Raw genomic sequence first — 23,902 nt, 5'->3', positions numbered from 1 at the left:
TCTGTGCTGTAAATGGCCTGTCTTCGGCGGGGGAGAAGGATGTCCGGGTGAGGATCAGCCGCCGCTCGCAGGTGCCGCCGTTCGCGGTCATGGAGGTGCTCGCCGCCGCCAACGCGCGGCGCGCGGCGGGTGAGCCGGTCATCAGCCTGTGCGCGGGCCAGCCGGGCTCAGGGGCGCCCGCCGCCGTGCGCGCGCGGGCGGCCGCGCTCCTCGCGGAGGGCGACCTCGGGTACACCGAGGCGCTCGGCATCCCGGCGCTGCGCCGCGCGCTCGCGGAGCACTACGGCCGCTGGTACGGCGTGGACCTCGACCCGTCGCGCGTCGCCCTCACCACGGGGTCGTCGGGCGGGTTCCTGCTCGCGTTCCTTGCGGCGTTCGAGGCGGGTGACCGCGTGGCGCTCGCTCGCCCGGGCTACCCGGCGTACCGGAACATCCTTCGCTCCCTCGGGGTGGAGGTGGTCGAGCTGCCGTGCGGCCCGGAGAGCCGCTTCCAGCTGACAACGTCGCAGCTCAGGGCCGCGTGCGACGGTGCAAAGCTCGATGGCGTGGTCCTGGCGAGCCCGGCGAACCCGACGGGCACGATGGTCGACGCCGCGGAGCTCGACGCGATGGCGCGCTGGTGCGCGGAGCATGGCGTCCGGCTGGTGAGCGACGAGATCTATCACGGCCTCACGTACGGCCCGTGGGCCGGGCGCCAGGCGACGGCGGCGCGCCACGTCGACGCGGGCGCGGTCGTCGTGTCGAGCTTCTCGAAGTACTGGGCCATGACGGGCTGGCGCCTGGGGTGGCTCGTGCTGCCGCCGGAGCTCGTCCCGACGGTCGACGCGCTGGCGGGGAACCTCGCGCTGTGCCCGCCCGCCCTGGCGCAGCACGCGGCGCTCGCGGCCCTGACCCCGGAGGTGTACGCCGAGGCGGACCGGCTGGTGGAGGGCTACGCGGCCGCGCGCGACCTGCTGCTGCGGCGGCTGCCCGAGCTCGGCTGGAAGGTCGCCCCGCCCGACGGCGCCTTCTACCTGTATGCCGACGTCGGCACGGACGACTCGGTCGCGTGGTGCGAGCGGCTGCTCGCCGACACGGGCGTGGCGCTCACGCCGGGCACGGACTTCGATGGCGTCGGCGGCGCGCGGTACGTCCGGCTGTCCTTCGCGGCCCCGGTCGAGCAGGTCGACGAGGCGGTGACGCGGATCGTCGCCTGGCAGCGCGCGCGGTGACCGCCGGGGGGTCGCCGGGGGGGCCCGGGGAGCTCACGAGGCGGCGCGCGTCTCCTTCGGCTTCCGTCGGCCCTCTGGCATGAGCACGGTGAGCGCCGTGTCGATGAACGCGCGCAGCTTCGCCTGCGTCTGCGCGCGGGCGGGGAAGTAGAGGAAGAACCCGGGCCCCGTCGGCGCATGGCGCTCGAGCGCCGTCGCGAGCGCCCCGCTGGCCAGATCCTCGGCGACGGCCAGATCGAACATGTACGCGAGCCCGAGCCCATCGCGCGCGAGGGACACCGCCAGATCGGCGTCGTTCACCGTGAGCGTGCCAGGGGCGTGCACGGTGATCTCGCGGTGATCGCGCACGAATTCCCAGCGATAGAGCGCGGCGCTCTGGAATCGGTACTGGATGCACGTGTGGGCGAGCAGATCCTCGGGCTCCTCCGGGCGGCCGTGGGCGGCGAAGTACGCCGGCGCGCCGACCACGAGCCAGCGGAGATCCGGCGTGAGGCGCACGGCGGTCATGTCCTGGGCGAGGTCCTCGCCGAGCCGCACGCCGGCGTCGAAGCCGGTCTCGGCGAGATCGACCAGGGCGTCGTCCACCGAGATCTCGACGGCCACGTCGGGGTAAGCGCGGCGGAAGCGCGGGAGCACCGGCTCGATCACGAAGGGCACGGCCGTCCGGGCGACGGTGAGGCGGAGCAGCCCCGCGGGCTGGCCGCGGAGCTCGTCGAGCGCCTCGAGCGCGGCGCTGATCTCACCGGCCGCGGGCGCGAGGCGCTCGTGGAGCCGCTCGCCGGCCTCGGTGAGCCCCACGCGGCGCGTCGTGCGCGAGAGGAGCGGGAGGCCGACGCGGCGTTCGAGGGCGCGGATCGCCTGGCTCACGGCGCCCGTGGTCACGCCGAGCTCCGCGGCGGCGGCGCGGAAGCTCCGGTGCCTCGCCACGGTGAGGAAGACGGTCAGACCCTCGAAGCGGTCCGTCGCGCGGTTCATGGCGCGATTGTATAGCAGCGCTGATCGGCTCGTTTCGCGCCGTGGGTCTACCGGTCGCGGCGGGGAGGGCGCATCTAACCAGCGCGCGGCCGGGCATGCCGCCCTGCGCGCAGGGAGAGGACGAAGGAGGCAGCATGGCCATCACCCTGGTGAACCCCAGCGGGTTGCCGAAGATCGAGGCGTACCGACAGGTGTCGATCGCCACCGGGTCGAAGCTCGTGTTCATCGCAGGTCAGGTCGCCTGGGATGCTGATGGGAGGACGATCGGCAGGGGCGACTTCGCCGCTCAGGTCGAGCAGTGTTACCTCAACGTCGCCACCGCCCTGGCCGGGGTTGGCGGCTCCTTCAACGACGTTGCGAAGCTGACCATCTATGCCGTGGGCTGGACTCCGGACAAGATGCCCCTGCTGCTGGAGGGGATCCATCGGGCGGCCGCGAAGCTGGGAGTCACCCCGGTCCCGCCAGGGACGCTGCTGGGCGTGAGCGGGCTCTCCGACCCCGAGCACCTGGTCGAGGTCGAGGCCACCGCGGTCATCGACTGAGCGCAGCAGAGTAGCCCTCGAGCTTCACGCCGCTTCCGCCGTTGCCGGTGAGCTGGGTCTGGTACAACGCGTGGTAAGCGCCACCTGCGGCGAGGAGCTCCGCGTGCGTGCCGCGCTCGACGATGCGGCCCGCGTTCATCACGAGGAGCATGTCAGCGTCGCGGATCGTCGAGAGGCGATGCGCGATGACGAAGCTCGTGCGCTGGGCCCGCAAGGCGGCCATCGCGCGCTGGACGAGCACCTCGGTCCGGGTGTCGACCGAGGAGGTCGCCTCGTCGAGGATCAGGAACGCCGGGTTCGCGAGGAACGCGCGGGCGATCGTGATGAGCTGCTTCTCGCCGGCGCTCAGGTTGCCCGAGTCCTCGTCGATCACCGTATCGTAACCAGCGGGCAGGGCGCGCACGAAGCGGTCGACGTGCGCCGCGCGCGCTGCCTCCTGGATGTCGGCCTCGGTCGCGGCCGCGTTGCCGAACGCGATGTTGTCACGGATCGTGCCCGAGAACAGCCATGTATCCTGCAGCACGATACCGAGCCTCGCGCGCAGCTCGTGGCGAGGCAAGCGCGCGATGTCGACGCCGTCGATCAGGATCCGACCGCCGTCGAGCTCGTAAAACCGCATCAAGAGGTTCACGAGCGTGGTCTTGCCGGCGCCCGTCGGGCCGACGATCGCGACCGTCTGGCCTGGCAGGATCGTGAGGTCGAGGTCCTCGATGAGGGGCTCGTCGGGCTTGTAGCGGAACGTGACGTGCTCGAACCGGACCTCGCCGCTCACCTTCGGCAGGGCCGCGGGCGGGGTGGCGTCGGGTGACTGGCCCTGTTCGTCGAGCAGCTCGAACACCCGCTCTGCAGAGGCAACACCCGATTGCAGGACGTTCGTGACGGACGCGAGCTGGCCGAGCTGCTGAGAGAACTGGCGCGAGTACTGGATGAACGCTTGCACGCTGCCGAGCAGCATCGCGCCCGACGCGACGCGCAGGCCGCCGACGACGGCGATCGCGACGTAGGTCAGGTTCCCGACGAAGTTGACCGCCGGCATGATGATGCTGGACATGAACTGCGCGCGGAAGCTGGTCTCGAACAGCTCCTGGTTCGTGGACTGGAAGCGCGCCTCGACGTCGCGGCGTCGCCCGAGCACGTTGACGAGCGAGTGGCCGGTGAACGCCTCCTCGATCTGGCCGTTGAGCACGCCGACCTGCGCCCACTGCGCCACGAATTTCGCCTGCGCGCGCTTCGCGACCGCCGCGGTCGTGAGCACCGAGAGCGGCACGGTGAAGAGCGTGATCACCGCGAGCACCGGCGAGATCACGACGAGCATGACGATGATGCCGAGGAGCGTCAGCGCGCCGTTCATGATCTGCGTCAGCGTCTGCTGCAGGCCCTGCGCGACGTTGTCGATGTCGTTCGTGACGCGGCTCAAGAGCTCGCCGTGCGGGCGGCCGTCGAAGTAGGCGAGCGGCAAGCGGGCGAGCTTGTCCTGCGCCTCGGTGCGGAGCTGTCGCACGGTGTTCTGCACGACGTCGTTGAGCAGGTAGCCCTGCAGCCAGGCGAACAGCGACGCGCCGGCGTAGAGCGCCATCACGAGCAGGAGCAGCTCGGCGAGCTCGCGGAGCTGGATGCCGCGGCCGGGAACGACGTCCATGTGGCCCACGAGCTCGGCGAGCCGCGCCTGGCCGGAGCGCTGGAGCTCCGCGACGGCCTCGGCCTTCGTGGCGGCCGCCGGGAGGCGAGCGCCTATCACGCCGGAGAAGATGATGTCCGTCGCGCGGCCGAGCAGCTTCGGACCGGCCAGGCCGAGCCCCACGCTGAGCAGCGAGCAAGCGAGCACGACCACGAGGCGCGCGCGCTCGGGGGCGAGGCGGCCGAGGAGGCGCCGCGCGGAGGGGGCGAACTGCTTCGCCTTCTGCGGCGGCGCGGCGCCCATGCCGAAGGGGCCGCGCGGCAGGATCGGGGAGCGCGCCCCCGCGGGGGCGGCGGGCGGGGGACCCGCGTGACGCGCGCTCATGCGGCCACCGCCGTATCGCGCTGCGAGGCCACGATCTCGGCGTAGGTCGGGCACGACGCGAGCAGCTCGCCGTGCTTGCCCTGGCCGACGATCTCGCCGTTGTCGAGCACGAGGATCTGGTCCGCGTCGACGATGCTCGACACGCGCTGCGCGACGAGGATCACCGTGGCGGCGCGCGTGCGCTCGGCGAGCGCGGCCCGCAGCCGGGCCTCGGTCGCGACGTCGAGCGCGGAGAAGGCGTCGTCGAACAGGAACACGCGCGGCCGGCGCAGCAGGGCGCGGGCGATCGACAGCCGCTGGCGCTGGCCGCCGGAGACGTTCGTGCCGCCCTGCCCGATCGGCGTGTCGAGCTCTCGCGGCATCGCCTCGACGAAGTCGCGCGCTTGCGCGGCGGCGAGCGCCGCCCAGAGCTGCTCGTCGGTCGCCGCGGGGTCGCCGTAGCGCAGGTTCGAGGCCACCGTGCCGGAGAACAGGAAGGCTCGCTGCTGGACGAGCCCGATGCACGACCACACCGCCTCGAGGGCGAGCATGCGCGCGTCGACGCCGTCGAGCCGGACCTCGCCCCTCGTCGGATCGATGAGCCGCGCGATCAGGTCGAGCAGCGTGGTCTTCCCCGAGCCGGTGCTGCCGATGATCGCGGTGACCTGCCCGGGGCGCGCGACGAACGAGATGCCGCGCAGGACGGGCAGCTCGGCGCCCGGATAGCGGTACTCGACGTCTCGCAGCTCGACGATGCCGGTCGGCTCGACGAGCGTCACGGGCTGGTCGGGAGCGCGCACGGACGGCTCGGTGTCCAGCACCTCGACGATGCGCTCCGAGCACGCGGCCGCGCGCGGCAGCATGACGGCCATGAACGTCACCATCATCACGGCCATCAGGATCTGCACCAGGTAGGCGAGGAACGCCGTCATCGAGCCGATCGCGAGCGTGCCGTCCGCGATCTGGTGCGCGCCGAACCACAGGACGGCGACGCTCGAAGCGTTGAAGACGAACATCACGGTCGGGAACATCAGCGCTTGCAGGCGGCCGATGCGCAGCGCGGTGTCGGTGAGGTCGCCGTTCGCGTGCTCGAAGCGCGCCGCCTCGGCGCGCTCGCGCACGAAGGCGCGGATCACGCGCACGCCGGTGATCTGCTCGCGCAGCACGCGGTTCACGGTGTCGATGAGGGGCTGCATCCTCCGGAACTGCGGCACCATCCGCGACATGATCGCGACGACGGCGCCCGCGAGCAGCGGCACCGCGATCGCGAGCAGCCAGGCGAGCGACCCGTCCTCGCGCAGCGCCATCACGATGCCGCCGACGCACATGATCGGCGCGAGGACGAGCATCGTACAGCCCATCATCACCACCGTCTGCACCTGCTGGACGTCGTTGGTCGTGCGCGTGATGAGCGACGGCGCTCCGAACCGCGACAGCTCGCGCGCGGAGAACTCGCCGACGCGGTGGAACACCGCCGCGCGCAGGTCGCGACCGAAGCTCATCGCGACGCGCGCCCCGGCGTAGTTCGCGGCGACCGAACACACGATCTGGACGCCGGTGATCGCGAGCATGATCGCGCCGAGCTCCAGGATCCGCGACGTATCACCGAGCGCGATGCCCTGATCGATGATGTCGGCGTTCAGGCTCGGCAGGTACAGCGAAGCGAGCGTCGCCACGAGCTGGAGCGCGACGACGAGCGCCAGCAAGCGCGCCTGTGGGCGCAGGAAGCGGCGCAACAGCTGCCTCAGCAAGGCTCCTCCTCTTCGGAGCGGCGGCGGATACCGTCGAGCAGGACCGCCACGACCTCCGCGGCGGTCAGGGGCATGCCGTCGGTGATCCGCGGGTGTGTGCCCGCGAACGTCATCATGCGTACGAGCCGCGCTGCATACGCCGGATCGCAGCGCAGCTCGTCGCGCGACGTCTCGAACAGGCGCTCGAGCTGCACGTGAAGCTGCTCATCCTGGCGCGGCGCCTGAGCGCACCCGGACCCGGGGCGCATGGGTGGCGGCATCGTCATGCCGAGCATCGAGATGAGCTGCCAGATGCCCTCGACGCGGCGCTGCAGGACCTCGACCGCCTGGATCAAGCGCTCGCGCAGCGGCGCCGCGAGATCGATGCGCTCCAGCTCTCGCAGCGTCGGCGCCGGATCGAACAGGGTCGCGATCGCGGCCTGGATCAGCGACTCCTTGTCGGGGAACACGCGGAACAGCGTCCCTTCCGCGGTGCCGGCGGCCATCGCGATCTGCGCCGTCGTCACGTCGCGGCCGTACAAGCGCAGCAGCGGGATGGTCGCCGCGATGATGCTCGCGCGACGCTCCTCCGGACGCAGGGGAGGAGCTCGCCGGCTTGGTGGTGCCATGCGTCCCGTGTAGCGGAGTGAGCGCTCACTCGTCAAGAGTGAGCGCTCACTCACTCGGTGTGAAGGCGGCCGGTGGGGCCCGCGTCGGGACACAACGGAAGGAGGACCCAGCCGCCATTCTCAGGTGAAACTATTGAAATCGTTTCGCTTTCGTCCGTGCGCTCCTCCGCACGGACGACGAGGCCCAGGGTCGTCCGTGGTTGTGCGCTTCCGGTAGGCCCCCGGATCAGCGCGCGCCGGAGAGCCTCGCGATGAACCCGCGGGACTCGTTATCGCTCTCGCTCCCGAGCGGCGCGGCGAGCCCGTCGAGGCGGAGCGCGCCCGTCACGGCGCCCGCGACGTAGACCGGCCCGCCGAGCGCCCCGTCCACCGCGACGACGCGGAGGGCGACGGTGCCGGCTCCTTCGACCTTGGCCGCCGAGATCAAGTTGCCTTGCGCGTCGAGCCGCATCAGGAACCCCGCCCGCTTCTGGGACGTCGTGAGGCTCCCGGCGCTCCCCAACGGGATCGCGCCCGTGAACTCCCCCGTGACGTAGATCGCGCCAGCGCCGTCCACCGCGACGCCGGCCGCGACCTGGCTCTCCTTGTCGTCGCCGAACCCGCGGCTCCACACGACGCCCTTCCTCGAGACGCGCGCGACGAAGAAGTTCTCCGTGTCCCCCGCGTCGGGCAACGCCGGGCAGCCGCCGCCGAGGTCGACGACCCCGCGGTACGAGCCGGCGATCACGACGTCGCCGCCCGGGAGCAGCGCGGCGCCGTGCTGCGCCACCTGCTGATCTCCCTCGAGGTTCAGCGTGGTCAAGTCCACCAGCGCGCCGTCGATCGCCGTGTAGCGCGCGACGAAGACGTCGCGCTGCTCCGAGGCGAAGGGGGTCTGCCCACCGAACGTGACCGCTCCGCCGAGCGACTCGTAGTCGCCCACGACGGTCACGAGGTTGCCGCCCGCCTTCGGGTTGACGGGGAGCGCCTTGACGGTCACGGCCGCCCGCGGCCCGAGGCGGTGTTGCCACTTGCACGCGCCGTCCGCCGGGTAGAGCGCGGCGAGCAACGCCGACTCCGCCGGGACGCTCTTCAGCTCGCACGGGCCGAAGCTCCGGCCGGCGTCCGTCACGTCGACGGCGAAGACGACCGCCTCGGAGCTCGCCGCCATGGCGCGCGCCGTGGTGTTGTGCTGCGCGTCGACGCTCCACGCCCACCCGCAACGGCCGTTCGCGTCGAGCGCCGCGACGAAGCTCGTCGTGTAGCTGGTGGCGACCAGCGCAGGGCCGACGCGGCACGCGTCGAGCAGCCCACCGGGGAGATTGGTCGCCCCCGCGGCCTCCCCGGCAACATAGGTGGCGCCGTCGCCCGCAGCCAGGTGCAAGCCCCAGACATCGTTCGCCGACAGCCCGTACCGGGAATCGTTTTCCCCGCTGGAGGTCCACTTCGCGACCGAGAAGCGAAACGCCCCGCTGTCGAGGACTTCCGTGATGACCGCCGTCAGCGCGCCGTCCGACGCCGCGAGGTCGCCGACGTCGAAGCCGAGCGTCTCTCCCCAGCTGGCCGACGGCTCGACGAGGGTCCCCTCGGCGTCGCTGCACAGCGGACCCCCGCCGCCGCTGCCCCCGCCGCCGCCCCCGCCGCCCCCGCCGCTGCCCCCGCTGCCTCCACCGCCGCCGCCGCTGTCGCCGCCGCCTGCACCACCGGTGCCCGCACCACCGGCGCCCGAGCCTCCCGTGCCAGGGCCTCCCGAGGAGGAGGCCGAGGCCGCGCCCGCGCCGGACTGCGACGGAGCCAGCTCACCGACCTCCAGCCCGATGATCGCGTTGCAGCCCCCCGCCGCCGCAGCGAGCAGGCAGGCGCAGGACACGACGGATCGGAGGGCACCAGGTTCGGGTCTCATCGGGTCGGCTCTCCGTTGCGTGGCACCCTCGATGCCGCCACCGAGCCAGCGCGGGCTCAGTGGCATGCCCTGGCGTACTCCTCATAGATGTAGGTGGACATGCAGAGCAGGCTGCAGGAGCCGAACGGGCCCTTGCGCCCGCACCGGGGGTCCGTCAGAAACACGTTGCTCGCCGCGGTGCAAGCGAGGCCGCTGCAGCTGACCGCGCGGAACTCCTTCTCCTCCTCGCCGCTGCAGTCGTAATCAAAGCCGCCTCCCGTAGGGATCGGGGTGTCATAGAAGGTGCTGGGCTGGTCGGGGTGGACCAGGGCGTTGTTGTCGTTGCAATCATCGCCACCCTCGCACGCGGTCGATCGATAGTGGTCGCCGTCGGCATCGCAATCGACGGCGCCGCCGCCGGAGCCGGAGGTCGCCGAGCTGGCGCTCGCGCTGGAGGTCGCCGCGCCGCCGCCGGAGCCGGAGGTCGCCGAGCTGGCGCTCGCGCTGGAGGTCGCCGAGCCGCCGCCGGAGCCGGAGGTCGCCGGGCCGGCGCTCGCGCTGGAGGTCGCCGAGCCGCCGCCGGAGCCCGCGGAGCCGCCGCCGGCGCCCGGTGCACCGCCGCCGGAGCCCGTCGGGCCGTCGCCGTTCCCGCCGGCGCTGGAGGCCTCCGCGCCGCCGCCGGGGCCCGCCGCGCCCGAGGACGCGACGGCGGAGCTCGCCGCGTCCGTCGCGCCGCTCGCGCCGCCCGCGCTCGTGCTGGAGCGTTCCGTGAAGGTGGCGTCGGGGAATCCACAGCTGAGTCCGGCAGGGAGGGCCAGGCAGAAACAGAAGAGGCGGTGAAGCGAGCGCATCCTCTCATGGAAGCTGCCAGTCCCCGCTTCGTCAACCCGGGCTGGAATGCGCACCGCTGCGGTCCGGTCGCAGGCTCCGTGTCGTCGTGCGGAAATGTCATGGACTGCTCGCGTGGTGCGCTGACGTCCGCGCGTGGCGCTCACGGCAACCCCTTCACCCGGGCGATGAACCCTTCGCCCGGCGCAGCGCTGGAATGGTCGCTGGGGACGAGAGAGAACGTCTCCGTCAGCTCACCGCCGATGGTGAAGGGATCGCCGATCGTCGCGCCCGGCGCGACCGCCCACACGCCCACGGTGCCTGTGCCCGCGAACGCGGTCGCCGAGAGGACGTTGCCGCTGGGATTGAGCACGATCAGAAAGCTCTGCAATTCGTCCGTCCCGGCCGTGAGGCTCTCGCCGTTCCCCAGGGCGATCTCGCCCTCGAGCGTCCCGGCCATGTAGATCGCGCCTGCTCCGTCCACCGCCAGACTGACGACCATCTGATCTCGCTTCTCGTCGCCGAACCCGCGGCTCCAGACCACTCCCTCCTTCGAGACGCGCGCGACGAACGAGTTCTCCGTGTCTCCTGTGGGAGGCAGGAGCGGACAGTCGTCCTCGAAGCTGAAGGACGGCCCGGTGTAGGTCCCGGCGACCACGATGTCGCCGTCCGGGAGCAGCGCGGACCCGTGCCGCGCCGCCGCCTGGCTCCCAGCGGCGGTGAGCGGGATGAGGCCCGTCAGGGCGCCGTCATCGAGCCGGAAGCGCGCCACGAACAGGTCGCGATCCGGCGCGCGGGGGAGCTTTCTTCCCTGGATGTCGATGGGCTCATCCGGCGCGTCGTAGTCGCCCACGACGAGCACCTCGCCGGTCTCCGGCGCGGCGACGACCTCCGCGACGTGCACGGCCGCGGAGGATCCGAGCGCGCGGCTCCACCGGCACTTGCCGCCTGCGTTGAAGGTCACGAGATCCGTGACCCCGCGCTGATCGGCGGCCCCGAGGACGCACTCGTCGGTCTTCGCGCTCGTCGCCCCGGAGCGTGAGACGGCGAAGGCGACCCGGTCGGCCGTCGCCGCGAGCCCGAGCGGGTAGGCGTTGACCTCGGCGTCCACGCTCCAGGCCCACCTGCACTTGCCCAGCTCGTCGAGCGCCAGCAGGAAGCTCGGCTTGCGACCGGTGTCCGCGCTCGCGCTGGCCGTGCACCTGCCGCCCGACGCGAGCAAGGTGAGGGGAGCTTCCGACCAGCCGGCCACATAAGCGAGGTCCGAGGCGACGGCCAGGTGCTCGGCCGAGACGCTGGCGAGCATGTCGCCGGTCGTCATCCCGTACGCGCTCTCGCGGACCCCGGACGCGCTCCACCTCGCGACCGAGAACCCCGTCCTGGTCTTGGTGGGCTCGCTGGCGAGCACCCGGCTCTCCTTGACCAGGGCCGTCACCTCGCCGTCTCGCGCCGCGAGGCCGACGACCGCCAGGCCGGACAGCGCGCCCCACTCTCCCGACGGTGTCCGGACGGCTCCCTCGCGGGCGTAGCTGCAGAGCGCCTCGTTCCCGCCGCCGGTGCCGCCCTCGCCGGCGCCGCCCTCGCCGCGACCGCCCTCGCCAGTGCCGCCCTCGCCGCGACCGCCTTCGCCTCCTGCGCCGCCGGCCGACACGCTCGAAGCGGTGGCGCCCGCGCCGCCCGCCGAGGAGTCGAGCTCGCCGACCTCGAGCCCGATGAGCGCGTTGCAGCCCCCCGCGGCCGCGGTGATGAGCAGCCCGGCGCAGAACATGGGTCGAGTGCTCCTGAGATCGCGCTTCATCTCCCGTCTCCTGGTGGCGCGGTGCCGCCGCGGCCGCCAGCGAGAGCTCTCGCCTCGCTCGCCACCATCGACTTCATGGCGAGCGTCGCTCCAGGAGTCGAGAGGGTTCCGGCGCGCCCCTCACCGAAAGGCGCGCTCTCCGCCGTCCGCCGTCGGCCCGAGCGCGGGCCGCGGCGATCCGGTCGCAGAGGCCGATGCGGGGGGCGGGGCGTCGAGCGCTCACGGCCCGGCGCGCCGGACAGCGGGGATCACCGCACGCCCGGGAGCTCGGCGACGAAGCCGTGCCCCATCGCGTCGGTGAGCGGCGGGTCGCGCCCGATATCGAGGGTGCTGCCCAGCTCCCCGCCGAGATAGAGGGCGTCGCCAGGCGCCGGGCCGGGCGCGGCGGCCCACACGTAAGCGTCGCCCGTCCCCTTCAGCTCGGAGGCGGAGACGACGTTGCCGCGGGCGTCGAGCACGATCAGAAACCCGACCATCGGATCGGCGTCCGTCGCGGGAGCGACGAGCTTCCCGCCGTTCCCGAGGTCGATCTCGCCCTGGTAGTTCCCCGTCACGTAGATCAGTCCATCGGGCGCCGCCGCCACGCTGGTGACCCACTGCCGGTGCCCCGCGTCGCCGAACCCGCGGCCCCAGACCACGGACGGGCCGGAGACGCGCATGACGAAGAAGTTCTCCATGTCCGGCGCGTCCTCTTCGGGCGCCGGCGGGCAGCCCTCGCCGAAATCGAGCGAGCCGGCATAGGAGCCGACGATCACGACGTCGCCGTCCGGGAGCAGCGCGGCCCCGCGCTGGTCCACCTCCTGACGCCCGGGGAGGGGGAACGCGTCGATGCCCTTGAGCGACCCCTCGGTCAGCGCGAAGCGCGCCACGAACACATCGCGATCCTGCGAGGGAGGGAGCAGCGCTCCCCCGACGACGTAGCCCTCCTCGCCCTCGTAGCGGCCGACCGCCAGCACCTCGCCGCGCGCCTCGTCGACGAGGAGCTCTCCGACGGTCACGGCCGGCGACGGGCCGATGGGCATCCCCCACAGGCAACCGCCTGCCGCCGGATCGAGCGCGGCCAGGCCCACGGACGTCTCCGCGCCGCCCATGGCGAGGGTGCACGTGCCGTCGTTCACGCTCGGCCCCTTCACCGAGGCGGCGATCACCACGGCGCCGGGCGCCGCCGCGAGGCCGAGCGGGGTGGAGGTGGCGCCGCCGTCCGGCGACCACGCCCACCGGCACTGGCCCTTCTCGTCGAGCGCAGCGAGGAAGCTCGGGTGAGAGCGCGCGAGCTCGCTGATGACGCACCCGGTGGTGGACGCGCTGGGCAGCTGGGGGCCGCTGTCCGACCACCCGGCCACATAGGCGAGCCCCTGGCCGATGGAGAGGTGCGTGGCCTTGATGTCGCCTTCCAGCAGATCGGTCGCCGTCAGCCCATACCCGGCATCGCGGGTGCCGCCGCGCGCCCACCGCGCGACGGAGATCGTGCCCTTCTCGTTGACGATGGCCGTCACCCCGTCGCCGTGCGCCGCGACGTCGGTGACGTCGAGCCCGATGGTCGTGCCCCAGCGTGCCTGCGGCCCGCGGATGGCGTCCTTGCGATCCTCGCCGCAGAACGGCGCCTCGCCGCCGCCGCCGCCGCCGCCGCCGCCGCCCGCGCCAGCGCCGCCGCCGCCGCCACTGCCGCCCGTGCCGGCGCCGCCGCTGCCACCGCCGCCCTCGGCCCCTCCGCCCGTGCCCGTGCCCGCGCCGCCCGTCGATGCGTCCAGCTGGCCGACCTCGAGGCCGATGAGCGCGTTGCAGCCTCCCACGCCCGCGGCGACGAGCAGGACGGCGGAGACCACGGCTCGGATGCTCCTCTGATCGCGCTTCACCACCAGGGCCCCTCCCTCGCGGCGACGCCGCGCAGCTCCCGTCAAAAGACGATAGTCGCCACGGCGCCTCCCGGCACCACGCCGATGGTGGCCCGGGGCGCCGGCGACCCTTGCCCCGAGGAGGGCGCCGTGAAGACGAGCACCGCGCCCGTGCCCAGCGCCGCCGCCCCGACGAGGAACGCGACCGTCGAGATCGTCCCCGCGGTCACGCCCTGCTTTTGCAGCTTGATCCCCTGATCCAGGCAGACGTTGTCCTCGTCGCAGTACGCCTCGGCGTCGCCCTTCTTCCCGATCGCGCGCGCGCCGAACACGGCGCCGACGCCGATCCCGACCGCGCCGACGCCGGCGCTGATCCAGCCGGCCGTCCGCCGGGGCGAGCCCCCCGCCTCCTGCGGGGCGGTCTTCGGGGGGAGCGCAGGCCCCGCGCCCGCGGCGGCCGCGGCCTCCTCCGGCGCCACGACCAGCTCGACCTGCGCGCCCTCCGCGAGCTGCACCGTGAAGATCTTCTGCTTCCGGCCCGGCGCCGCCGCCGTCACCTGGACCTCGCCCGGGTCCACCGGCAACGACGAGCCCAGCGAGCCCGCGCCGACCGGGACCCCCGCGCGCTGCACCGCCGTGTCCGCGGGCGCCCCCGGCGCGAGCCGGATCGTGAGCCTCGGCACGCGGGCCTCGAGCGCCGCCGCGCGCGACTGGGCGATGGGGCGGCGGTCGTCGTTCGCGGGCAGATCGCGCGCGAGCTGCCGGAAGATCGACCACGCGGTCGCGACCCTGCCGCGCTTCTCCTCGCAGTCGCCGAGGTTGAGCAGCGCCCCGGGCGCCGGATCGAGCTCGTAGCTCTCCCGGAATTTCGGGCACGCGGCGTCGTAGTCCTTCGCCTGCAGCGCCGCCCTGCCAGCGTCGAACAGCGCCTCCGCGGCCGCAGGATCGCGCCCCTGCGCGGAGGCGTCGGAGCAGGCGAGGAGCACGGCTCCTCCCAGGGCGAGCACCTCCGCCGGGAATCGTCTACGCGAGCTCGATCTACGCATCCGTGCGGCCTCAACGTCTCCGGTTGTACGGGTCCTCCGCCGGCGTCGGCGCGGGGGCCGGCGTCGTGGCGGCGGGCGCCTTCGTCGCGGTCGCGGGGGATCGCGCCCTGCCCCCGGCGGCGGGCCTCGGCGCGGCCGCGCTCGCGCTCGCCGGCGCGGCGGACGCGCTTGCGGCCGTCGCGGGCGTGGCCTCGGGCGCCGGCGTGGTCGCGGGCGCGGACGGCGCGATCGCGGGGACCGCATCGCCGGACGGCGCCGGCTGCACGCCGGCCCCGGGCGAGCCTGCGCTGTCGGGCGGCGCCGTCGTCGCCCCGGCGCCCGCGGTGGGGTGCGGCTCGGCCTCCACCGTGGAGCCGTGCGATGGATCCTCCGCGCCCCTTTCGCCCGCGCGCTGCCACCACACGAGCGCGACCAGGACACCCACGGCCAGCACGCCGGCGCCGGCGAGGAGCGCGCCCGTGGCCGCCGCGCGCGGCGCGGAGCGCTCCGCGCTGGCCGAGCGCTCCACGACCGGCGAGACCGTGCCGGTGCTGGCCGCGCCGCCGCCGGCCGCGACGCCGCTGGCCGTGCCCGCCGCGGCGAACTCCGTGCCGCGCGGCCCGCTCCCGGGACCTCGCGCCTGCGCCGACGGGCGCCCTGGATCCGAGTGCAGGAGCCCGCGCCCGTGCTCCGAGTGCAGCGGCGCGCGCCCGGGATCCGGGGGCGCGCCCGGGGCCAGCTCGAGCGCCGCGCCGCCCCGCGCCTGGTGGAGCGCGCGCTGCATCGCGCGGGCGTTCGGCCAGCGGCGGTCGGGGTCGAACGCGAGCGCCACGTCCATCACGCCGGCGATCGGCGGGGGCAGGGCCGGCAGGACGCTGCCCACGGGCGGCGCCGGCTGCGTCATCGCCGCGAGGAGCAGCAGCGGGAGCGTCTCGGCCTCGTGCACGTACCGCCCCGAGAGGAGCTGGTACATCGTGCTCCCGACGGCCCACAGATCACTGCGCGGGTCGACCCTGTCCCACTGCCCCCGCGCCTGCTCCGGCGGCATGAACTGCGGCGTCCCCATCAGGGTGCCGGCGCGCGTGGAGGCGTTCGCCGGGGAGGAGAGCTCGCGCAGCCGCGCGATGCCGAAGTCGAGCACCTTCAGCTGCCCGTGGCGCGTGAGGAACAGGTTGTCCGGCTTGAGGTCGCGGTGCACGATCCCGCGCTCGTGCGCGACGGCGAGCACGTCGAGCAGGTCGTCGGCGATGCCGAGCACCTCGTTCACGCCGAGCACGCCGCCCGGCTCGCGCGCGCGGCGCGCCTCGACGGTCTCGCCCTCGAGCAGCTCCATCACCAGGAACACGGAGCCGTCGTCGGTGACGTCGTCGTCGAGCACCCGGACGATGCCCGGGTGCTCGACGCGGTTGGCGACGTAGCCCTCGCGCAGGAAGCGCGAGCGCGCCTCCTCGTCCTCGGACAGCTCGCGGCGGAGGATCTTCACCGCGCCGCGCATCCCGTTGCGGTGCGTGGCGGCGTAGACCATGGCCATCCCGCCGAAGCCCAGCAGGCGCTCCAGCCGCCACTTGCCGCGCAGGACCTGGCCTACGAGCGCTTCGGGCCGGAAGCCTTCAGGGTGGACGCGGGTCATCGGCGAGCATCACCCCCGGCGCGGGCCACGTGGGTCGTCGCGTCGCCGGCGAGGCCAGCGAGGCCGGCGCGGCTGGAGCGACGGGGACGGCTGGCGGGCGCGCGAGGCATGACGGGCGCATGTTACCCCGGTCTGACGCCGCGGTGCGTGAAACCGTCCAGGGTACGCCTGCGCGCTCGCCGGATCGCGCGGATCCCGGGCGTCGCGGGCAGCGGCGCGGGGCCCGACGCCCTTGACGTCGCGCGCGAACGGGGACACTTCGCCGCCCTCACGGGGGATCGAGCGAGCATGCGCAAGACGATGAGCCAAGCGGCGTTGATCCTCCTCGCCGCCATTTCCTCGATCCGGTGCGGCGGCGCGGGCGCCCATCCCCCTGAGGGCCCTGCGCAGGAGCCCGCCGGCCGGCCGGCCGCGGAGGCCCCGGACGACGAGCTCCGCGCCGTCGCCGCGATCCACGGCGGGGCGGGGCCGTGGGCCGTCGCCGGCTACCGCATGGGGCGCTTTGCGCTCGCGAGGCTCGGGCTGCCCGCGAGGAGCTTCGACCTCGAGGTGATCCACCACAGCCCGCGGAACGTGCAGTTCTCCTGCATCGCCGACGGCGCCGCCGCGGCGACGGGGGCCAGCCTCGGGAAGCTGAATCTCAGCCTGATCGAGGCGAGCGAGGACGGCGTGGAGACCACGTACAGGCGCAGGTCGACCGGGCAGGCCGTGACCCTCCGCCCGTCTGCGGCCTTCCGCGCGCGCTTCCGCGACGTGCCGAGAGAGAAGCTGGAATCGGCCGGCAGGGAGGTCCTCTCCTTGCCAGACGCCGAGGTGTTCGAGGAAGCGCCGGCGCGCGTCGCCAGCCCGCCGCCCGGCGCGCCGAGGTGACGCGCCTGCCCCGGGGGGCGCGCTGCCTCCGGAATTCACCGGAACCGCAGGCGCACACGTGCTACTCCCGGCGCCGCTGAGATGATCACGCTCGAAAAGCTCACCAAGCGGTACGGTCCCAAAATTCTCTTCGAGAACGTCACGATGCGCTTCGACCCCGGCAAGCGCTACGTGCTCGTCGGCGCGAACGGAGCGGGGAAATCGACGCTCCTCAAGGTCATCTCCGGCGAGGAGGAGTCGGATCAGGGCTCGGTCGAGATCCCGAGGCAGCTCCGCGTCGGGGTGCTCAAGCAGGACCATTTCGCCTACGAGTCCTGCAGGATCGTCGACACGGTCCTGATGGGGAACCGGGCGCTCTGGGACGCGATGCAGGAGCGCGATCGGCTGTACGAGGTCGAGATGACCGATGAGGTCGGCATGCGGCTGGCCGAGCTCGAGGGGACGATCGGCGAGGAGGACGGCTACACCGCCGAGTCGCGCGCCGCCGAGATCCTCGAGGGGCTCGGGATCGCGACCGCCCGGCACACGAGCACGGTGAGCACGCTCGCGGGCGGGTACAAACTCCGCGTCCTCATCGCCCAGACGCTCTTCGGGGGCGCGGACGTCCTGCTCCTCGACGAGCCGACGAACCACCTCGACCTCGACTCGATCCGCTGGCTCGAGTCGTACCTGACCGACACCTTCCGCGGCACGCTCCTCGTCGTCAGCCACGACCGGCACTTCATGAACGCGATCGCGACGCACGTCGCCGACGTCGACTACCAGACGGTCACGCTCTACACGGGCGACTACGACGACTTCATCGAGCAGAAGACGACCGGCAAGCGCCAGTCGGAGGCCGACGCCGCGCAGAAGAAGAAGAAGATCGCCGAGCTCAAGGACTTCGTGGCCCGCTTCGGCGCGAGCGCGAGCCGGTCGAGCCAGGCGCAGTCGCGCGTGAAGGAGATCGAGAAGCTCGAGGCGGGCATCCAGGTGCGGCGCTCGAGCGTCGTGCGCCCGTACATCAAGTTCGAGATCGAGAAGCCCTCTGGCCGCGACGTGCTGCGCGTCGAGGGCCTCTCCAAGAGCTTCGGCGATCGGCGCGTGATCCAGAAGCTCGATTTCAACCTGAACCGCGGCGACAAGCTCGCGGTCATCGGGCCGAGCGGCATCGGCAAGTCGACGCTGCTCAAGCTCCTCGTCGGCGAGTACACGCCCGACGCCGGGGCCGTCACGTGGGGCCACGACACGAACGTCGGCTACTTCGCGCAGGATCACCACGAGGCGATCGAGGCGGGGTTCACGGCCTACGACTGGCTGTACCGCTTCGACCCGTCCGCCCCGAAGGAGCACGTGCGCTCGGTGCTCGGGAAGCTGCTCTTCAGCGGCGAGGCCGGGCTCAAGAAGACGGAGAACCTCTCCGGCGGCGAGGCGGCGCGCCTGTTCCTCGCGAAGCTCATCCTGGTGAAGAACAACATCGTCGTGCTCGACGAGCCGACGAACCACCTCGACGTCGAGAGCATCGACGCGCTCCTCCAGGCGCTCGTCGAGTACAAGGGGACGGTCGTCGTGACGAGCCACGACCGGCACTTCGTGGGCAAGCTCGGCACCCGCGTGCTCGATCTGTCGTCGAAGGATCCGCGCGTCTTCAACGGCACGTACGACGAGTACCTCGAGGGGCCGGGGAACCCGGACGCGCTGAAGAACGCCAGGGCCTCGTAGCGCGCCCGCCGGAGCCCTGGGGCGCGCTCCGGGGCGCACGCGGATCCGTTCGTCCGCTCGAGGCACGGCCACGGTGGCTATCACCGTGGCTCGACCTCCCTCTCAACCTCTCTCCAGAACGAGCTCCGACCGGCGCAGACGCAACGATCGCTGGGAGACGCTCACGTACCAGTGCGGGGCGTGGTCGTCCGACGAGAACGGCAGATGCAGTCGGCGGACCAGGGGGAGCCGCTGCTTGATCCAGGCCAGGACGTCCACCGTGGAGCCGAAGGGCGCCGCGTCGGCACGCCGCGCGGGCTGCTCCGAGAACACCCAGCCCGCCGCGCTCGATCGGAGCTCGTGACCGAACTGCTCGAACCTCCCGATCGACGGCGGAGGGAACATCGGCACGACGTCGTTGGCATGGATATGGCGGAAGAGCAGGCGTCCGTAAGCGTCCTGACATCTCCGGGCGAAGATCTCGTTTCCGATGCGCGGCTGCCCGTACGTGTAGACGCCGCGCACCACGTCCCTGATGCCCTCGTGCTCCTTGTCCTGGAAGATCATGGCCGCGGCGAGGGCCGCCAGCGCGCCACCCAGGCCGTGTCCTGTGATGTAGAGCGCCTTCAGGCGGTGCTTGAGGGGCTCGCCGGTCGCGTCGGAGCATGCGGGGGCGTCCACCGATACGAGCTCGCTCTTCTGGTCGACGACCGATTGCCCCTTCATGGCCCTCTTCAGACGGCACGCGATGTAGCGCGTCATCGGCATGCGGCTGCGGTAGAGGCCGCCCTGCACGGCCTCCCACGCGTGGAAGCGATCCGGCTCGACGCTGGCGTCGGTCAGCCGGTTGATGGGGGTCGCGCGCTCCGTTCCGCGGAAACACAGGATCGCCGCCGAGCCATCGACGTGCTGGAGGAGCGATGCGCTCGTGCGCACCGAGACGGAATCGTTGCTCAGCGTGACGGCGTAGCACCGGTTCTCGAACCCGAGGCTGTTCATGACGTCGTGGAGCGTTTGCGGGTCCGCGTAGGACCACGCCGACGCGAGCGAGAGGGCATAGGCGATCGTCTCGTCGTACTCTCGCTGGTTCCGCTCCATCTTGCCCAGCAGGTCGAGGGCGCTCCCGTTGGCAGGGGTCCCTTTGCGCTCCTCTTGGCGCTCAACGTTGGTGACGAACATGCTGTGCTGCCGCTTTCTGCGCTCGGTGGGTGCGGCGCCACGCTGCCATTGGCTCCGGACGACCCGAGCCGGCCTCGCCGCGCGAGCCCGCGATGTGTTGAATCCCGAGGCGATCCTTTCGATGACGGAGGATGCGTTTCTGTGCGCGTTCAGCCGACGCAATTCGGGGTCGTTGATGGTGAACGCGGGCGCGTGAGCTACATCACGGCTGCTGGCTGTCGCTTGCAGGGTAAGGAATCGCACGCTGCATCAGGATCACGTCGAGCCAGCGGTCGAACTTGTGCCCGACGTCGCGTAGCAGCCCGGCGTCCTCGAACCCGAGCGCGCGGTGCAGCGCGACGCTCGCCGCCTGGTCTCCGGCGATCTGCGCGATGATCGTGCGGTGGCCGAGCGAGATCGCGCGGCTCACGAGATCGGCGAGGATGCGGCGCCCGAGCCCCCGCCGGTGGAGGCCGTCGCGCACGTAGACCGAGTTCTCGACGGAGCGGGCGTAGGCCTCGCGCGGGTTCCACAGGGAGAGCGAGCCCCAGCCGACCACGGTCCCATCGCCCTCGACGGCCACGATGGCGGGGTGCAAAGGGCCGTGCGCCGCGAGCCAGGCGCGGCGCTCCGCCGGGGTCGGGACGGTGGTGGCGAAGGTGCAGGTCGAGCGCTCCACGTAGAACGCATAGATGTCCTCGATCGCCGCGAGATCGGCCTCGGTCGCCAGGCGGATGCGCACGCCGTCGCCTGGCGCCGGGAGCGGCGCGAGGTCGGGCGCGACGAACGCGGCGCGGGCGTCGTCCGAGAGCAGCCGCGCGCGAGAGTAATGGGCGAAGAGCGCCTTGCTGCTGCGGTGGCGGTCGAGGAGGCCCTCCGCGAGGTCGTGGACGGCGGCGCCTCCGTGCTCGGCGGCGTGGCGGGCGACGAGCGTGAGCCAGGCGACCGTGATCGTCTCGTGGTAACCGTTGGTCGGCGGGTGCCGGGCGTTGAAGGCCTGCAGGGCGGAGCGCATGCGCGCGAGCGCCCCCTCGGGCCCGTGAGCGCGCACGTAGTGCAGGGCGAGGAGCAGGTGGCGCGCGTGCGAGAAGTCGCGCTGCGCGATCGCGGCGTCCTCGATGGCGGCGGCGAGCGCCGCGAGGTCGCGCTCGTCGATCTGGCGTTCGCGACGCTCGCGGCGCTCGCCACGATCGCCGAAAGGCGGCAGTCCGTCGGCGCCGCTCACGGCGCCTCCTTCCGGGCGGCTCCGCGGCCGGGCGCCTTGCGGGGGCGCGCTTCGCCGTCGCGCGCCTCTTCGGACGGCAGCGGCAGGGGCGGGAGCGCGGTCTCCTTGGCGGTGGACAGGACGATCGTCGTGCGCGTGCGCACCACGCCGTCGTGGGCCTTGAGCTCCTGCGTGAGCAGGCGCTCGAGCGCCTCGGTGTCGCGGCAGCGCACCTTGAGCAGGTAGTCCTCGTCGCCGGCGACGTGGTGGCACTCCTGGATCTCGGCCGCGCGCTCGACGGCGCGCAGGAACTCGCCGCGACCGCGCCGGTTCGCGATCGAGACCGAGATGAAGGCCGTGAGCCCGGCGCCCACGGCCCGGGCGTCGAGACGCGCCTCCCACCCCGTGATGACGCCGCGCTCCTCGAGCCGCCGCACCCGCTCGGCCACGGCGGGCGCGGAGAGGCCGACCGCCTCGCCGAGGTCCGCCCACGACCGGCGGGCGTCGCGGGCGAGGAGGTGGATCGCTTTCAGATCGATGGCATCCATGGTTGCTGTCATTGGAAGTGAATGAATTGTTGATAAAATTGTTTCGAAATTCAAGTCGTGGGTCTCCATGCGCCGGCGTGTCGTGCGCTGCGGTCGCTGCCCGCCGCCTTTCGCCGCGCGGCCACGCTGCTCGCGGCGCAGCACCAGAGCAGCATCGCTGCTGGCCCGCGGGCAGCGGCGAGCGCGATCTGCCGCGCCCGGGCCTCGCCGGCGGCGCGGCGCTCCCGCGCGCGGGCCCTGCCAGCGCGGCGCCGGGCGCCGGCACGGGCCCTGCTCGGGCGGCCTGCATGACGACCATCAGCCTTTCTCTCGACACCCCGGAGCTCGCCCAGGCCTACGAGCACGGCAGCGACCGGCAGTTCAACCACGGCAAGCTCCTCATCGAAACGCTGGGCGTGCGGCGCGGCCAGCGTGTGCTCGACGTCGGCGCGGGCACCGGCCGGCTCGCCGCTCACGTGGCAGAGATCGTCGGCCCCGAGGGCAGCGTGACGGCCATCGACCCCCTGCCGCTCCGCGTCGACATCGCCCGGCAGAAGGCCCGCGTGAACCTCGCGACCGCGGTCGGCCGCGCCGAGGACCTCTCCGCCTTCGCCTCGAAGAGCTTTGACGTCGTGTACCTGAACAGCGTCCTTCACTGGCTGAACGAAGCCCAGAAGGAGCGCGCCATCGCCGAGGCGGCGCGCGTGTTGAAGCCCGGCGGCAAGCTCGGATTCAGCACGGGATCGCGGGAGAAGCCGCACCAACTCGAGCCGATCCAGCGCAAGGTGCTGGCCGAGCTCGGGAGAGACGCGGAGGGCAATCGCCCGCACAAGCTGACGGTCGACGAGGTTCGAGCGCTGCTCGAGCGCGCCGGCTTCATCGCCGACACGGTGGAGATCCTCACCTTCGTCGACCACGCCGCCGACGTCGACGAGATCTTGAGGCACAGCGGGTCGAGCTCGTTCGGCAACCACCTCTCGCACCTGAGCCCCGAGGAGAAGCGCGAGGTGCGAGCGCGGCTCGCGAAGGAGATCGAGGCGTTCCGCACGCCGAAGGGCATCCGGCTCGAGCGCAACCTCATCTTCGCGATCGCCCACACGGCAGGCAACTAGCCCGCCCGCCGGCGCCGCTTCAGTCCAGCGTGCCTCGCGCGTGAGAGCTCTGCTAGAATCGAGCGATCATGCGAGGGGAAGCGGTGGAAAGGCACATGCTGCGGCGCCGGCTGAGCGGTACGGCGGGATTGCTGCTCCTCGGTGCTGCGGCCTGTGGCACCACCCCCGACCGCCCGAGCGGAGCGACAGGCGGCGCTTCCACGGGAGCTTCGAGCGCCGGCGCGGGCGGCGGAGGAGGCGCGACAGCTGGCAGCGGCGGATCCGGGGCCGCCGAGCCATCCGGGGGCGGGCAAGCGGGAGCTCCCGAGGGGCGTGACTGCGGGACGGCGGGGGAGGTGATCGCGGTGGGCGCGAACGTCCTTCAAGAGGCGACCGGGCCCGCGCCCGAGCTGGAGCGCTTGCGTGGCTGTACGCGCTTCCTCGGCACGCTTCATTTGCTGAGCATGGACGGGCCCGAGGCGATCGACGCGCTCACGGATCTCAGGGAAATAGCGGGGTCCTTGCTGCTCTATTCGCCTCCTGAGGATCTCGGACCCCTGTCCAACCTGACGCGGATCGAAGGTCGGTTGCTGGTCGTGGCGGCGCCGGAGGCCTTGCGCGGCCTGGAGTCGATCCAGTACGTCTCCGGGCTGTGGCTCTACCAGAGCGGCTTTGCCGACTTCTCGTGGCTTCCTGCTCTCGCGGAGATCGGCGCCTCCATGATCGCTCGGCGCAACGCGCAGCTGACCGCTGAAGCATTGGAGTCCTTCGCGACGTCGCACGTGCGCAGCGGCGCGCTGGTGTCCCTCACGAACGCCGTTCCCAAGGAGCCGCCGGACCCCGATGCCGAGGCGGTCGTGTGTGGCCAGCCAGACGATCTGGTGATCGTGCCCTACACGAGCGTGGCTGGATGCACCCGCTTCCGGGGCTCGATCCACCTGAGCGATACGACGCCGGGCGCCTTGGAGCCGCTCTCCTCCCTCGTCCACATCGACGGCTCGCTGACCCTCTTCCGCAACCACACGGACGACTTCACCGCGCTGCGCAACCTGCGCCGCGTCGGCGCGAATTTTCAGATGCATCTGCTGGAAGGCCCGGGCCTCGACGGGTTCGACGCCCTCGCGGAGGTGGGTGAGCTCAGACTCCAGAGCTCGGGTGAGCTCACGAGCTTCGACTGGCTTCCAGCGCTCACCAGCGTTCGTGAATCCGCCTTGGCGGTGAGGGGGCTCCCCCTGTCCATGGAGGCCTTGGAATCTTTTCTTTCGCGCCTGGACATCGGGGGCGAGACCGCGGTGATGAGCCTCGACTGACGCGTCCTCGTTGCGTT

At 72.5% G+C, this 23,902-nt stretch carries 19 protein-coding genes; 6 read left to right on the top strand and 13 right to left on the bottom strand.

The features are described 5' to 3' along the window. Positions 1-47: 47 nt before the first annotated feature. The gene (locus WMF12_RS29915) at positions 48-1,211 is read left to right on the top strand and encodes a pyridoxal phosphate-dependent aminotransferase (RefSeq protein ID WP_437850875.1); all 1,164 of its coding nucleotides are present in this window, start codon (positions 48-50) and stop codon (positions 1,209-1,211) included. A 33-nt stretch (positions 1,212-1,244) separates the two neighbouring features. On the opposite strand, the gene WMF12_RS29910 is transcribed toward WMF12_RS29915, so the two are convergent. Continuing rightward, the gene (locus WMF12_RS29910; RefSeq protein ID WP_437850873.1) at positions 1,245-2,186 is read right to left on the bottom strand and encodes a LysR family transcriptional regulator; all 942 of its coding nucleotides are present in this window, start codon (positions 2,184-2,186) and stop codon (positions 1,245-1,247) included. Between the two features lie 134 nt (positions 2,187-2,320). On the opposite strand from WMF12_RS29910, the gene WMF12_RS29905 reads away from it, so the two are divergent. Further along, positions 2,321-2,728 carry a RidA family protein gene (locus tag WMF12_RS29905; protein ID WP_437850871.1) on the top strand — a complete coding sequence of 136 codons (408 nt, stop codon included), beginning with the start codon at positions 2,321-2,323 and terminating at the stop codon, positions 2,726-2,728. Here the strand turns inward: WMF12_RS29905 and WMF12_RS29900 are convergent. From WMF12_RS29900 to WMF12_RS29860, 9 genes are all read right to left on the bottom strand, one after another. Beyond that, positions 2,718-4,730 carry an ABC transporter ATP-binding protein gene (locus tag WMF12_RS29900; protein WP_437850869.1) on the bottom strand — a complete coding sequence of 671 codons (2,013 nt, stop codon included), beginning with the start codon at positions 4,728-4,730 and terminating at the stop codon, positions 2,718-2,720. The genes WMF12_RS29905 and WMF12_RS29900 overlap by 11 nt on opposite strands. Further along, complete coding sequence (locus tag WMF12_RS29895) at positions 4,727-6,460, bottom strand: ABC transporter ATP-binding protein (RefSeq protein WP_437850867.1); 1,734 nt, start codon at positions 6,458-6,460, stop codon at positions 4,727-4,729. The genes WMF12_RS29900 and WMF12_RS29895 overlap by 4 nt, the downstream gene beginning before the upstream one ends. Next, positions 6,454-7,068, bottom strand: a complete 615-nt coding sequence (locus WMF12_RS29890) for a TetR/AcrR family transcriptional regulator (protein ID WP_437850865.1) — start codon at positions 7,066-7,068, stop codon at positions 6,454-6,456. The genes WMF12_RS29895 and WMF12_RS29890 overlap by 7 nt, the downstream gene beginning before the upstream one ends. Before the next feature lie 226 nt (positions 7,069-7,294). After that, positions 7,295-8,950 carry a hypothetical protein gene (locus WMF12_RS29885; protein WP_437850863.1) on the bottom strand — a complete coding sequence of 552 codons (1,656 nt, stop codon included), beginning with the start codon at positions 8,948-8,950 and terminating at the stop codon, positions 7,295-7,297. 56 nt (positions 8,951-9,006) lie between these two features. Further along, complete coding sequence (locus WMF12_RS29880; RefSeq protein ID WP_437850861.1) at positions 9,007-9,780, bottom strand: hypothetical protein; 774 nt, start codon at positions 9,778-9,780, stop codon at positions 9,007-9,009. Positions 9,781-9,920: 140 nt separating this feature from the next. Further along, positions 9,921-11,555 carry a hypothetical protein gene (locus WMF12_RS29875; protein ID WP_437850859.1) on the bottom strand — a complete coding sequence of 545 codons (1,635 nt, stop codon included), beginning with the start codon at positions 11,553-11,555 and terminating at the stop codon, positions 9,921-9,923. A gap of 248 nt (positions 11,556-11,803) precedes the next feature. After that, positions 11,804-13,381: a hypothetical protein gene (locus WMF12_RS29870; RefSeq protein ID WP_437850857.1), complete on the bottom strand. Its 1,578-nt coding sequence runs from the start codon at positions 13,379-13,381 to the stop codon at positions 11,804-11,806. Between the two features lie 71 nt (positions 13,382-13,452). Beyond that, positions 13,453-14,376: a tetratricopeptide repeat protein gene (locus tag WMF12_RS29865; protein ID WP_437850856.1), complete on the bottom strand. Its 924-nt coding sequence runs from the start codon at positions 14,374-14,376 to the stop codon at positions 13,453-13,455. A 70-nt stretch (positions 14,377-14,446) separates the two neighbouring features. Continuing rightward, positions 14,447-16,045 carry a serine/threonine-protein kinase gene (locus WMF12_RS29860; protein ID WP_437850854.1) on the bottom strand — a complete coding sequence of 533 codons (1,599 nt, stop codon included), beginning with the start codon at positions 16,043-16,045 and terminating at the stop codon, positions 14,447-14,449. Positions 16,046-16,333: 288 nt separating this feature from the next. On the opposite strand from WMF12_RS29860, the gene WMF12_RS29855 reads away from it, so the two are divergent. Both WMF12_RS29855 and WMF12_RS29850 read left to right on the top strand, forming a co-directional pair. After that, complete coding sequence (locus tag WMF12_RS29855; protein ID WP_437850852.1) at positions 16,334-16,915, top strand: FmdE family protein; 582 nt, start codon at positions 16,334-16,336, stop codon at positions 16,913-16,915. 81 nt (positions 16,916-16,996) lie between these two features. After that, complete coding sequence (locus WMF12_RS29850) at positions 16,997-18,616, top strand: ABC-F family ATP-binding cassette domain-containing protein (RefSeq protein ID WP_437740076.1); 1,620 nt, start codon at positions 16,997-16,999, stop codon at positions 18,614-18,616. A gap of 102 nt (positions 18,617-18,718) precedes the next feature. Here WMF12_RS29850 and WMF12_RS29845 read toward each other — a convergent pair whose 3' ends face one another. The 3 genes from WMF12_RS29845 to WMF12_RS29835 all read right to left on the bottom strand — a co-directional run bounded on the left by WMF12_RS29845 (position 18,719) and on the right by WMF12_RS29835 (position 21,505). Continuing rightward, positions 18,719-19,774 carry a lipase family protein gene (locus tag WMF12_RS29845; RefSeq protein ID WP_437850850.1) on the bottom strand — a complete coding sequence of 352 codons (1,056 nt, stop codon included), beginning with the start codon at positions 19,772-19,774 and terminating at the stop codon, positions 18,719-18,721. Between the two features lie 202 nt (positions 19,775-19,976). After that, positions 19,977-20,978, bottom strand: a complete 1,002-nt coding sequence (locus tag WMF12_RS29840; RefSeq protein ID WP_437850848.1) for an N-acetyltransferase family protein — start codon at positions 20,976-20,978, stop codon at positions 19,977-19,979. Next, on the bottom strand, positions 20,975-21,505 hold the full coding sequence (locus WMF12_RS29835) for an Lrp/AsnC family transcriptional regulator (RefSeq protein ID WP_437740074.1): 531 nt from the start codon (positions 21,503-21,505) through the stop codon (positions 20,975-20,977). Before WMF12_RS29835 ends, WMF12_RS29840 begins: the two co-directional genes overlap by 4 nt. Before the next feature lie 287 nt (positions 21,506-21,792). Between WMF12_RS29835 and WMF12_RS29830 the strand changes: the two genes are divergently transcribed. Together WMF12_RS29830 and WMF12_RS29825 are read left to right on the top strand one after the other, a co-directional pair. Next, positions 21,793-22,596, top strand: a complete 804-nt coding sequence (locus WMF12_RS29830) for a class I SAM-dependent methyltransferase (protein ID WP_437850846.1) — start codon at positions 21,793-21,795, stop codon at positions 22,594-22,596. A gap of 344 nt (positions 22,597-22,940) precedes the next feature. Then, on the top strand, positions 22,941-23,885 hold the full coding sequence (locus WMF12_RS29825) for a hypothetical protein (RefSeq protein WP_437850844.1): 945 nt from the start codon (positions 22,941-22,943) through the stop codon (positions 23,883-23,885). Positions 23,886-23,902 lie beyond the last annotated feature (17 nt).

The organism is Sorangium sp. So ce363, assembly GCF_051520435.1.
GTDB lineage: Bacteria > Myxococcota_A > Polyangia > Polyangiales > Polyangiaceae > Sorangium > Sorangium cellulosum_B.
This window is presented reverse-complemented; position numbering and strand designations above follow the sequence as displayed.

Bases quoted from the DNA above. Each gene is read 5' to 3' on its own strand.
- WMF12_RS29910 (WP_437850873.1), bottom strand. From the start codon at position 2,186: ATGAACCGCGCGACGGACCGCTTCGAGGGTCTGACCGTCTTCCTCACC.
- WMF12_RS29905 (WP_437850871.1), top strand. From the start codon at position 2,321: ATGGCCATCACCCTGGTGAACCCCAGCGGGTTGCCGAAGATCGAGGCG.
- WMF12_RS29900 (WP_437850869.1), bottom strand. From the start codon at position 4,730: ATGAGCGCGCGTCACGCGGGTCCCCCGCCCGCCGCCCCCGCGGGGGCG.
- WMF12_RS29890 (WP_437850865.1), bottom strand. From the start codon at position 7,068: ATGGCACCACCAAGCCGGCGAGCTCCTCCCCTGCGTCCGGAGGAGCGT.
- WMF12_RS29885 (WP_437850863.1), bottom strand. From the start codon at position 8,950: ATGAGACCCGAACCTGGTGCCCTCCGATCCGTCGTGTCCTGCGCCTGC.
- WMF12_RS29880 (WP_437850861.1), bottom strand. From the start codon at position 9,780: ATGCGCTCGCTTCACCGCCTCTTCTGTTTCTGCCTGGCCCTCCCTGCC.
- WMF12_RS29875 (WP_437850859.1), bottom strand. From the start codon at position 11,555: ATGAAGCGCGATCTCAGGAGCACTCGACCCATGTTCTGCGCCGGGCTG.
- WMF12_RS29860 (WP_437850854.1), bottom strand. From the start codon at position 16,045: ATGACCCGCGTCCACCCTGAAGGCTTCCGGCCCGAAGCGCTCGTAGGC.
- WMF12_RS29855 (WP_437850852.1), top strand. From the start codon at position 16,334: ATGCGCAAGACGATGAGCCAAGCGGCGTTGATCCTCCTCGCCGCCATT.
- WMF12_RS29850 (WP_437740076.1), top strand. From the start codon at position 16,997: ATGATCACGCTCGAAAAGCTCACCAAGCGGTACGGTCCCAAAATTCTC.
- WMF12_RS29845 (WP_437850850.1), bottom strand. From the start codon at position 19,774: ATGTTCGTCACCAACGTTGAGCGCCAAGAGGAGCGCAAAGGGACCCCT.
- WMF12_RS29835 (WP_437740074.1), bottom strand. From the start codon at position 21,505: ATGGATGCCATCGATCTGAAAGCGATCCACCTCCTCGCCCGCGACGCC.
- WMF12_RS29830 (WP_437850846.1), top strand. From the start codon at position 21,793: ATGACGACCATCAGCCTTTCTCTCGACACCCCGGAGCTCGCCCAGGCC.